We start from the raw sequence: 11,629 nt of genomic DNA, 5'->3' as shown, positions 1-11,629 counted from the left end.
CAATATCTTTAAACAGTGAAAAAGCCTGCTGGCTTCTCTTCCAATCCTTAAGAGAGAACAGCAGGCTTTTATTTATCCTTTTACACCACCGATTGTCATACCTTGTACAAAGTACTTCTGCAGGAACGGATAAACCATAAGTATAGGAACACTTGCAATAATGGTCATCGTTGCTCGAATGGACGTCGGCGTAACCGCTGTCCCACTGTTCTCGGCAGATTGATACGCATCGCTTGCCGTTGCTGTAGCTGCAGTTGTTGACGTTTGCAAAATTTTCATCAATTCGTACTGTAAGGTGCTAAGTTCTTTATTGGAAGAGTTGTACAGGAACACATCAAACCACGAGTTCCATTGTCCCACTGCCACAAAGAGTGATACGGTTGCCATCGCAGGAATGGTCAATGGAAGGACAACGCGGATAAAGGTCGTAAACTCTCCTGCTCCGTCAATACGCGCTGACTCCAGAATACCTTCGGGAAGTCCCTCAATAAAGGATCGAATGACGATCATATTGAATACACCGATCACACCCGGAATGATATACACCCAGAAAGAACCAATGAGTCCAAGATCACGGATCAATAGATAACCTGGAATCAATCCCCCACTAAAGTACATCGTGAATACAAAGAACATCGTTACAAACTTACGAAGCACAAACTCTTGACGACTGACCGTGTAAGCCAACATCGCTGTACAGAACACGGATACCACCGTACCAATCACCGTCCGAAGTGCCGAGATTAGCGTGGCGTGATAGATGTCCGATTCACCGAAAATATACTTATAATTATCCAAAGTCCACACCCGTGGCCACAGATAGATTCCACCACGAATGGCATCATTCGCATCGTTAAAGGACACGGCAATCATATTAATAAATGGATAGATAGTTACGATCATCAGGCACACCATGAAGGTAATGTTTATGGTGTCAAACGCCCGATCCCCTGTGCTGCTATTACGCAGTCGGGACGGTTTTCCTTTTCGCATGGCATTGGCCTCCTTTTAGAATAATCTGCTTTCTCCCATTTTTTTCGCTATAAAGTTCGCGGAGAAAAGGAAGATGAAGCTGACTACGGTTTTGAAGATGCCTGCTGCTGTACCCAAGGAAAAGTTCCCCATTCCCAAACCATATTTCAGTACAAAGATATCCAGGTTCTCCGAATAGTCCATGTTCATCCCGTTACCCAGCAAATATTGTGGTTCGAATCCGGACTCAAGGATACTCCCCATATTCATAATCAACAAGATGACAATAACGGGCTTCAAGCCGGGCAGTGTGATATATAACATCCGTTCGAATCGACTAGCTCCGTCAATCTCGGCAGCTTCATATTGAGCAGGGTCAATGGCTGTAATGGCGGCCAAATAGATAATCGTATTCCAACCGACATCCTTCCATACTTCTGTGGCTCCTAAAATCCCCCAGAAGTACTCCCCTTTCCCCATCCACAAGATTGGACTATCAATCAGGTGAAGCTTCGTAAGAAGCAGATTGATAATACCATCGGGTGACAGAACGGTTAGCACAATACTTGAAGCGACTACCCAAGAAATAAAGTGGGGTAGATAACTGACCGTTTGTACAAACCTTTTAAAGATTACATTTTTCAACTCATTCAACAACAGAGCCAGCGTGATGGCTGTTACGAATCCGAGTACGAGTTTGATCGAGCTCATCACCAGCGTATTGCGCAGCACTCGGTAGAATGTATTGTCCTCAAACAATATACTGAAATGATGCCATCCTACCCATTGCTGATCCGAGAAGGATCTCGCTGGTTTGAAATTCTGAAAAGCCATGGTCCATCCCCATAGCGGCAGGTATTTGAAAATAAAAGCCCATATGACGAATGGTATACACATCAAGGCCAGCGTTCGTTGCTGAACAAGCCGTTTAAAGAACGAATTCGCTTTGATTCCCTTTGGTTCCGAAGCCGGAGGCATCGACTGAAGGGGTACATTTGGTTTCTCCACGTTGAACCTGCTCCTTTCCTATGCTGTTATTCATGCGCGAAAGAAGGCTGATGTCCGATTCTCGAGTTTTCTCCCGCGCATGTAACAGTTTGTTTACAGCGTTCCTCTTACCATTTGCCTGCTACACGATCCTGTACAATTTTCGTAATGGTCTCTTCGTAGCCAGCTTTGTCCAGTTTGCTCAGCTCAGTCATGTAGGAATCCCATAGTTTGCTGAAGTTCGCTGGTGCTCCCAGAATCATCTCAGGCAAATATTTGCGTTGAAGATCATCTGATTTGGTCGTGAAGATCTGTTCAGGTGATCCTTGCTCCAGTGCAATGGACCATGCAGGGAACCAAGGCCGTTCTTCAGGCTTGTTAAACAATTCACTAAACGTTTGGATGCCATAGGCGTCTAGGAATTTCTTGTCTCCTTCCGTGTATGACGCTGCAGCTACCTCAGGCTGGTTGCCTGGGCTGTATGCGTTTCCATCAGACAGTGTAGATTCACCACCATAACGCGGCCAATCTGTGCCAAAATAGGTGAATCCGAATTTACGGCTCAGTTCTAGATCATCATGAGCTTTGCGCTGATCGTCATCGGCAAAATAGAAGCGTCCATTCTTGTCCACGCTATACGTCTCGTCCTTGATACCCCACTGTACTAAGATCTGATTCTCTTCCTTAAGCAGGTTATCAAAATATTGAATGATACGAACGGGATCTTTCGCATTGACTGTAATGCCAGTTGCATAATTGTTTACGAACCCAGGAGGGTCGATATATTGATCCTTGATACTTTCATCAAACACAATCGGGAGCGGAGCATATCGTTTCTCATCAATCCCTGCCGCTAGCAGGTTTTTGGTTGCGTCTCCGATCTGCCAGCCGTAATTGAAGTAACCAAGGACACGGCCTGAAGTCAGCTTCGCCAAATATTGGTCTTTGTTCATTGTGAATGATTCTGGATCAAGCATGCCTTTAGCATTGATTTCATTCAGCTTCTGAATCCATTTTTTCTGTTCATCGGTTCCAGCAACCACTTTAGCTTCATGTGTATTCATATCGACCATGACGCTACCGTCATTCGGATATCCGGCTAGATGCATGGCAGGATTCTGCAAGGTGAAGAAGTTGTTAGCTACTCCCGCGAGTGATACAAAACCGATGGTATCCGCACCATCAACAGTTGGATGCTTCTCCTTGTAATCCTCAATTAGATCAAAGTATTCATCCAATGTGGTGATTTTGGGATAGTTGAATTCCTTAAGTACAGAACGCTGAATCCAGAACGCCCCGCCGCCTACGTTTGGATTACCAGAGTATTCGCCCTGATTGGCTGTGTACGGAAGCGCATAGATTTTTCCATCCTCTGCATTTCTCATTTTGTCAAAATACGTTCCATATACCCTCTTAATATTCGGTCCGTACTCTTCAATGAGATCATCCAAAGGAATGTATGCTCCAGCATCTAATAACTTGGACATCTCACCACTGGAGCTGATGACATCTGGGTAATCTCCACTGGCGATCATAACCCCTGCTTTTGTAGCACTATCACCGACAAGGTATTCCATCTTAAAGTCCACACCCGTCTGTTCTTGCAATTCTTTACCGATCCTTGTCTCACTTGCCAATGTATCCTTCTTGCCTGGAGAGAACATGTAATACGAGAATGTGACTGGGCTGTTGTCATCCTCCGTTGGCGTTGAAGGTGACGAAGACGAATTGTTCTGACTGCATCCAGCCAGCAAAGCCATGAGTACTACGGCTAAACCTGCCGTTTTCAATTTTGGTTTCACCATGTGTGAAATTTCCCCCGTTCGTGTGGTCTGAATGGTTTCGATTACCATTTGCCTGCTACACGATCCTTCACTGCTTGCGTTATCGTGTCTTCGTATGTTTTTTTGGTCAATTGATTCATTTGCCCCATATATTCATTCCACGTGTTCTCAAAGCTTGTAGGCGATTCCATGATCATTTTCGGTAAATATTTCTTCTGTAGATCATCTGCCTTGGTAATGAAAATCTGTTCAGGTGAACCCTGCTCCAGTGCAATAGACCATGCAGGAGACCAAGGTCGTTCATCCGGCGTACTGAACAATTCCGCAAATGTTTCCACGCCATACTTCTCTAGCAGCAATTTGTCACCATCGGTATAACTGAAGGTGGCCACTTCCGGCTGGTTCCCCGGACCATAAGCATTTCCATCCTCTAACAGAGAGTTATTGCCATACCGTGGCCAGCTGTAGTTGAAATAATCAAAGCCAAATTTCTGACTCAGTTCGGGATCTTCGTGGTATCTGCGCTGCTCATCATTCTCGAAATAGAAACGTCCCTCATCATTCACGCTATACGTCTCATCTTGAATGCCCCACTGAACGAGAATCTGATTCTCTTCCTTGAGCAGGTTGTCAAAATACTTGATAATCCGTACCGGATCTTCAGCATTCACGCTTATCCCGATACCGTAGTTGTTCACAAAACCAGGCGGATCGATATACTGATCCTTGACGTTGTTATCAAATACGATGGGAAGTGCCACGTAGCGTTTGTCATCATTGCCGGCCTTCTTAAGGTTGCTCGTCGCATCACCAACCTGCCAAGAATAACTAAAGTATCCAAGCACTCGACCTGACGTCAATTTAGCAAGGTATTGATCTCGATTCATCGTAAAGGATTCTGGATCGAACATACCTTGAGCATTAACCTCACTAAGCTTCTGAATCCATTGTTTCTGGTAATCTGAACCCGCTACGAGTTTAGCTTCATGGCTCTCCATATCTACCATCACGCTGCCGTCATTCGGGTAACCTGCCAAGTGCATCGCTGGATTCTGTAAGGTGAAGAAGCTGCTTGGTTCACCCGCAAGTGTGGCGAAGCCAATGGTCTCCTTGCCGTCGATCTGAGGATACTTCTGCTTGTATTGTTCAATTAAGTCGAAATATTCGTCCAAAGTCTTGATTTTGGGATAGTTGAATTCTTTGAGCACAGCACGTTGGATGTAGAAACCCGTCTGGAAATTAGGCTCTGACACATACCCGATGTTCGCGGTGTATGGGAAGAAGTAGATTTGACCATCCTCTTGTCTGAACTTGTCCATATCAGGCCCGTATACTCGCTTGATGTTAGGTCCGTACTTTTCAATCAGCTCATCCAGTGGGATGAATGCCCCTGCATCCATCAATTTCGCCATTTCACCACTAGAGTCAATAATGTCTGGATAATCACCGCTCGCAATCATGACACCAGCTTTCGTAGCACTGTCACCCACTAGATATTCCATTTTCCAATCCACGCCTGTCTGTTCCTGAAGCTTCTTACCAATCGTCGTATCACTTGCTAAGATGTCCTTCTTACCCCCACCAAACGTGAAGTATTTGAACGTAACCGGTGAGTTGTCATTGCTGTCTGGGGAAGTAGCTTCTGGACTGGCTTTGTTACAACCCCCAATTGTGACGGCGAGCAAGATAGCTAGGCCTGTAATCAGTGTTTTCTTTCTAAACATGCAGCAGATGCCCCCTTTGAATAGTCTTAGTGTCTGTGGCACTCTCAATATATCAAGATAGCGCTTTCAAAGTTACCCATGAAAGTGTACCTTCTGCTTAGAAAAGTATATCCAGCTTCTTCACTCGTCTCTCATTCGCTCTGGATCAAGTGGCAATGTAATTTGAATATGTGTTCCTTCTCCTTCCCAAGTCTGAATATGGAATGAGAAATCGTCCTTGTAGCACAGTTTTAAGCGGCTATATGCATTCTTCATACCGACATGTTCACCCATATCTGTGTTTTGATCCAGATAACTCAGCAATTCCTCCAAGCGAGCAGGTGACATGCCTATTCCGTTATCCTGCAAAGAGATATGAAGCCGATCATGCTCGGCGGAAACCAGCAGTTCGATGAAACCTTCGTCTGGGCTTGACTCAATCCCGTGGATACTTGCATTTTCAACAAACGGAAGAATGACCATCTTAGGAATTCGATACATAAGTATGGCCGGATCTGCTTCAATGCGATATTGAAGCTTTTCGCCGAAGCGGTACTTTTGAATTTGCAGGAAACTCTCGATTAACTCCAGTTCTTCCTTCACCGTCACATCATGCTGATTCCAACTGATGGACTTCCGGAACATCTTAGCCATGTGATGCACCATTTTGGCTGTCTCCTTCTCGCCCTTGATCAGACTTCGCATCCGAACAGATTCAAGCGTATTGAATAGGAAATGTGGATTAATCTGACTATGGAGTGCGTGGAGCTGTGCTTGCTGTTGCTTCAACTCCAGATCTTTTTTCTGTATATCCGCTAAGTAAACTTCATCAATTAGATTACGGATCGTCTCGGTCATGCGATTGAATTCCATCGTAAGTTGACCAATCTCATCCCTGGCGTTTTCAGGCGGAATCGTCTGGAAATTCTGCGTTTTCACTTTTTTCATATGCTTAAGAATCCGTACGAGTCGGACATGAATGGATCTGGACATCGCTGCAATGATAATTGTAGGCAACACAAAATTGATGCAAGCAAGCCAGACGACGAATGCACGTGATCTGCGCACCTCACGTAGTACAATTTCTTCATCCATAACGCCTTGCAGAGACCAGCCCTCCAAATAGTTAATACCTGTGAATGTACGTTCGAACTGAATTGTTTTGTTCGGAAACTGGATATTGCTGTACAGCTCCCCGAGCTGAGGGTCTATCGTTTGCGGTTCGTTGGAGAAGCGGATGTGCCCTCCCGGATCGACCAAATATACTTCCCCATCAAAACCACTGTTGCGAAAATGCTCTTTAATTAGATCCATATTTAGGTCGATCTTGAGAAGCTGTTCTATCCCGCCGGTACCCAGATTGTCCAGTCGCTGCACCAGACTTAACATCTGATCCGTTGCAATTAATGCAGGATAAGGAGCGGAATGGTTCTGAAACTGCTGGTACCAATTCGTGCTACGGACACTATCGGTCAAGCGTTCAATATATCCTGAAGATAATACGGTAGGATTATCCGTGTATACTTGATACCAGCGGATTCCTTCAATCAATTTACCGGAAAATTCTCCTTGTAGATATGAATTGTAAGCATCAATATATTCAAAATGACTACGGAATGTACGGGAAAGTGTGTCATTGAACACAGGGTCAGCATACAACGAATAAGACAAGCCCACGCCTTGATCTATCGTTACACGCAGATCATTTTTCAGATTGTTCAAGGCAACTCCCGCATCACGTGTTTTCTGGCTACGTATATTGGCGGTAGTCACATTGTAGAAGACAACGTTTGTAACAACGATAGGAATGAACACAGACAGTACATACATAAGTAGCAGCTTGTCCCGAAGTTTCATGTAATTCAGGTTCCACCTGATCATTGTGCACCTCGCTGACTGTTTTCTTTGATAAAATTCCGATATGAGGTAGGTGACATGGCGACGATCTTCTCAAACTGTGTTACGAAATAATCTGCATTCTGAAATCCTACGCGCGCAGCCACCTCGTACATTCTTAGATCTGTCTGACGAAGGAGCTTCTTCGCTTCCTGGATCCGTAGTTCAAGCAGATACTCATTGAAATAAAGGTCATAGCTTTTGCGAAATAGACGTCCAAGGTAGACCGGGTTCACATAGAACAGCGCCGCGATACTTTTAAGGCTAATATTCTCCGTATAATGCGAGTCAATATAACGTTTGATTTTGCTAATATCTCCTTTGGACTGCTCTTTCCGTAATTGTGCAATGTATTCCTCCGCCTCCTCTAGCGCGACCAAGAAAGCGTCTTTAAGCAGGCGTAAATTCCATCCCTCATGACTTTGCTGTGCTAATTCCTTCAACCGTTGCAGTCCTTGGTCATCCCCGCCCATCTCATGGACTACAGCGAGAATCCCTGTGGTACATCGCAGTATTGAACCTGCAACGGCTTGAGGGGAAAACCGGCGCACATGGAATTGCGTGAACATGTCATTCACTATTTGAAGACAGGCAGCCTGACTCCTCTCTTCCAAACTTAGGATCAGTGGTTCAATATCATCTTGATTCACGTTGAACACATATAATGGTTTTTCCTTAATCTCCATATATCTTACAACTCCGCTATGTTCAGCATACTTGTGACGAATTGCTTCTTCCGCCTCAACATACGACCTTGGAACATCACTTAATTCGTTCACGAGTGTGCCTGCATACAGTCCGATATCTACCTTTAAACTTTCACTTAGCTTTTTGTGCATACAGTTCAGCTTATCTTCCACAATGCTCTTGCGGTTATTCTCCTTCCATATAAGCATGAGGACAAGCCTGTTTCTCTGCTCCATAACGAATACACTGAAGAACTCATTCTCCAGCACCTGTAACACCTCACGCACTCGCTGGACATTAACTTTTCTTTCATGTAGACCCGACTGCGGTTCGATCAATACCATCATCAGATCACCCTGCGGGTGAATTCCTAACACCTCGGTGTACCGATGCTCTTGCTCCTTCTGTAGCTTACCTTTGAGAATGTCCTCAAGCATAAACGTGCTGGCTTGTTCCTCTGCTAAGAAGGCATGCTTTCTTTTGTTATGAATCATGTTGGCTGATTTCTGTAATGTTGCCGTCATTTCTTCATCATCGATCGGCTTAAGAATGTAATCATGAACTCCGTATTTGATAGCCTGTTGTGCATACTTGAAGTCATGATATCCACTAATAATGATGAATACCGGCTCCAGGTTTGGCAGTTGTTCTATAGCACGGATCAGTTCCAGCCCATCTAGAACAGGCATTCGAATATCCGTAATGATGACGTCAGGCCGCAAAGATTCCGCCATATGTAATGCTTCCAAACCATTCTCCGCTTCCCCGCTAATCTCCATGCCGAGGACATGCCAATCAATCAGTTCATGCATCCCCTTCCGAACAAACATTTCATCGTCCACTAGCAATACCTTTAACATGTATTTCGTCCCCTTTCCTCAACGAAAATAAACCGCCGGCGCATGTTCTCTCTCGACGGGCGGAATCTCGTAAGGTTCCTTCTGCACAGTATGATGAATAAGGACATAGCCAAATTCCCAATCCAGATGCTTATGCCCCGAGTGCATTGCAAAATTCTGGTTAGATGTGCCTGATTGCTTACATTTTATAGCTTAATGTAAGCAATTTCATTGCACGGATTACTAAATTTATTGCGCTAAACGACAACAGAACATATGAACTGCCACATTTACAACATCGAACTAAGTTGGAAGAAGAACACCTCCTAACATCAAAAAAAGTCGCTGACCCAATTGAGCCAACGACGTGTAACCATTCTCGCTATGATGATGTGGGTATGTTCCAATCTTGATCCGTCAGTAAAAGGGTATAGCCTGATTCGGGAACATTGAATTCCCTCTGCTGCTTCCGGTAAGATACGATGACTTGGCATGAGTGGTCAGCCTGTATTCTGGCATGCACCAGATTCCCATTTTCCCAATCTAGATCGACTTCGAATCCACCCCTAGCTCGCATGCCGCGAATAGAACCTTTCGCCCAAGCCGTGGGGAGAGCAGGCAGTAATCGCAGTACTCCGCCATGACTCTGGAGAAGCATTTCTGCAATACCTGCAGTGCCACCAAAATTCCCGTCAATTTGAAACGGAGGATGATTACAGAACAGATTGGGTAAAGTTGATGAACGCAGTAGTTCCAGTATATTATCATGAGCGAGTTCTGCCTGCTCTAACCTTGCCCACATATTCAGAATCCAAGCTCTACTCCAACCTGTATGCCCTCCACCATGCTCCAACCTGCGGTCTAAAGTTGTGCGAGCCGCCTCAGCTAATTCCGGTGTAGCACTCGGCGTAATCTGTGTCCCAGGATGCAAGGCAAATAAATGGGATATGTGCCTGTGACCTGGCTCCACCTCTTCATAATCCAAACTCCACTCCTGGATCTGCCCATGTTTCCCAATCGTGATCTCTGGAATTCGGGTTAACGCCACTCGCAATGTTTCACCGAAGTCATGATCCTGTTGCAGAATCCGCGTACTCTCGATGCAATGTGTAAACAGCTCTCGGATGATCTGATTGTCCATGGAAGCACCGTAGCATAACGCTCCTGACTCTCCACTTGTTAACACATAGCGGTTCTCGGGTGAAGATGAGGGGCAGATAACCAGCTGGCCGCTTGGATTTTCCACCAGGTAATCCACAATGAACTGTGCGGCATCCTTCATCGTAGGGTACACCTGCTGCAGAAATTCCTTGTCACTTGTGTACTCGTAGTGATCCCATAAATGTAATGATAGCCAAGCACCACCCATCGTCCAGAACGTAGAGGTTACGCACACATCTTGGGGTGCGCTGTCAGCCCAGATATCGGAGTTGTGATGAGCTACGAATCCTTCGCAACCATACATCATTTGGGCAGTTTCCTTACCTCGAACTCGCAGTCTCTCGATAAAGTCAAACAACGGGATATGGCACTCAGAGAGATTACAGCTCTCGGCAGGCCAGTAGTTCATCTGTGTATTAATATTTATCGTATATTTACTATCCCATATCGGAAGCATGTCTTTATTCCAGATTCCTTGAAGGTTAGTGGGTAATGAACCCGGCCGGCTGCTGGAGATGAGTAAGTAACGACCGAATTGAAAATATAGCCTTACTAGCTCAGGGTCGTTTAGCCCTGTTCTAAGTTGCTCCAACCGCTGATTGATTGGAAGTGTGGCAGAGATCGAGTTATCTCCCTCACCTTCAAGGTGGATATCCATCCTTTTGAATAAAGATTGATAATCTTTAACATGCTCTAAGCGCAGCTGATCATACGATTTTGCCGCGGCTGCATCTAGTCTACGAACACACTCGGTTACCAGTTCTTCCTTAGGAAAACGAAAATCCGTGCAGGCTGCGATTAGAACGGTTGCCTCAGTTCCATTAGTTAGAGAAAGCTGGCCGCTCCCATAATGAACCTGTCCATCTATTGGCATGATCCGAATGGCACAACAGAAGCGCACGCCCTCTTCCCCGCCACTCCTACCCCGGATAATGACATCATGCGTGCCGCTCTGTTCAATTCGATCCAGATAGGCCTGGAAACCAACGGGATGCCTCAAGGTATCCGACCATTTGGTTCGCTCCAGTACCGTTCCTCTGCCAAACAATGTGGAGAAATCCAATTGGCTCGGAACACTTGAGGTTAGATGTATAGCCATGACATGATCTGGATGACTCGCAAAGTATTCACGCCGATACTTCACTTCACCCGCCGTGTATTCAACGCGCACCGTACCTTGGTCAAGATCAAGATGTCTTTCATATTGAGCAGCCTCATCTTCACCATGATTCATAGCTATGTATAGATCGCCTAGTGGCTCATAATGCCGCTGCCCGTCAGGTACACCTACTAAAGCAATCGCTGCGAGTTCCTCCGCTTTACGTATCTCCCCAGCAAAAATGAGGTCTCGTAACTTGTCCAGTGATTCAAGGGTCAGCGGATTATTCCGCTCCATTGGCCCACCATACCATAGACTATCCTCATTTAACTGAATCCGTTCCATATGGGTCTTCCCAAAAACCATTCCGCCCAAGGTGCCATTTCCTATAGGGAAAGCCTCTTCCCATTGTTCAGCAGGTTGGTTAAACCAGACTTTGTTCGAATTCATCTCATACCTCCAAAGGAACTCAAGTGTATGTACATTTCTTCCATATACTGT

At 45.3% G+C, this 11,629-nt stretch carries 7 protein-coding genes; all 7 read right to left on the bottom strand.

Translation table 11 applies throughout. The features are described 5' to 3' along the window. Positions 1 to 72: 72 nt before the first annotated feature. Positions 73 to 993: a carbohydrate ABC transporter permease gene (locus MH215_RS16705; protein ID WP_239291580.1), complete on the bottom strand. Its 921-nt coding sequence runs from the start codon at positions 991 to 993 to the stop codon at positions 73 to 75. Between the two features lie 15 nt (positions 994 to 1,008). After that, complete coding sequence (locus MH215_RS16700; protein WP_239292038.1) at positions 1,009 to 1,950, bottom strand: ABC transporter permease; 942 nt, start codon at positions 1,948 to 1,950, stop codon at positions 1,009 to 1,011. Positions 1,951 to 2,087: 137 nt separating this feature from the next. Continuing rightward, entirely contained in the window at positions 2,088 to 3,764 is a 1,677-nt protein-coding gene (locus tag MH215_RS16695; protein WP_239291579.1) for an ABC transporter substrate-binding protein, read from the bottom strand. A gap of 41 nt (positions 3,765 to 3,805) precedes the next feature. After that, positions 3,806 to 5,467 carry an ABC transporter substrate-binding protein gene (locus MH215_RS16690; RefSeq protein WP_239291578.1) on the bottom strand — a complete coding sequence of 554 codons (1,662 nt, stop codon included), beginning with the start codon at positions 5,465 to 5,467 and terminating at the stop codon, positions 3,806 to 3,808. A 120-nt stretch (positions 5,468 to 5,587) separates the two neighbouring features. Continuing rightward, entirely contained in the window at positions 5,588 to 7,303 is a 1,716-nt protein-coding gene (locus MH215_RS16685; RefSeq protein WP_239291576.1) for a sensor histidine kinase, read from the bottom strand. Positions 7,304 to 7,323: 20 nt separating this feature from the next. Continuing rightward, complete coding sequence (locus MH215_RS16680) at positions 7,324 to 8,889, bottom strand: response regulator (RefSeq protein ID WP_239291574.1); 1,566 nt, start codon at positions 8,887 to 8,889, stop codon at positions 7,324 to 7,326. Between the two features lie 361 nt (positions 8,890 to 9,250). Next, a complete protein-coding gene (locus MH215_RS16675; protein WP_239291572.1) occupies positions 9,251 to 11,578 on the bottom strand; it encodes a glycoside hydrolase family 95 protein in 2,328 nt (775 codons plus the stop codon). Between the last annotated feature and the right edge of the window lie 51 nt (positions 11,579 to 11,629).

The organism is Paenibacillus sp. ACRSA (assembly GCF_022346845.1).
Classification (GTDB): Bacteria; Bacillota; Bacilli; order Paenibacillales; family Paenibacillaceae; genus Paenibacillus.
Note: the sequence above shows the minus strand (reverse complement) of the source record. Positions and strands in the feature narration are given on the sequence as shown.

What these genes read in the sequence shown, in the direction of transcription:
- MH215_RS16700 (WP_239292038.1), bottom strand. Translation starts at nt 1,950, where the DNA reads ATGCCTCCGGCTTCGGAACCAAAGGGAATCAAAGCGAATTCGTTCTTT.
- MH215_RS16680 (WP_239291574.1), bottom strand. Translation starts at nt 8,889, where the DNA reads ATGTTAAAGGTATTGCTAGTGGACGATGAAATGTTTGTTCGGAAGGGG.
- MH215_RS16705 (WP_239291580.1), bottom strand. Translation starts at nt 993, where the DNA reads ATGCGAAAAGGAAAACCGTCCCGACTGCGTAATAGCAGCACAGGGGAT.
- MH215_RS16690 (WP_239291578.1), bottom strand. Translation starts at nt 5,467, where the DNA reads ATGTTTAGAAAGAAAACACTGATTACAGGCCTAGCTATCTTGCTCGCC.
- MH215_RS16675 (WP_239291572.1), bottom strand. Translation starts at nt 11,578, where the DNA reads ATGAATTCGAACAAAGTCTGGTTTAACCAACCTGCTGAACAATGGGAA.
- MH215_RS16695 (WP_239291579.1), bottom strand. Translation starts at nt 3,764, where the DNA reads ATGGTGAAACCAAAATTGAAAACGGCAGGTTTAGCCGTAGTACTCATG.
- MH215_RS16685 (WP_239291576.1), bottom strand. Translation starts at nt 7,303, where the DNA reads ATGAAACTTCGGGACAAGCTGCTACTTATGTATGTACTGTCTGTGTTC.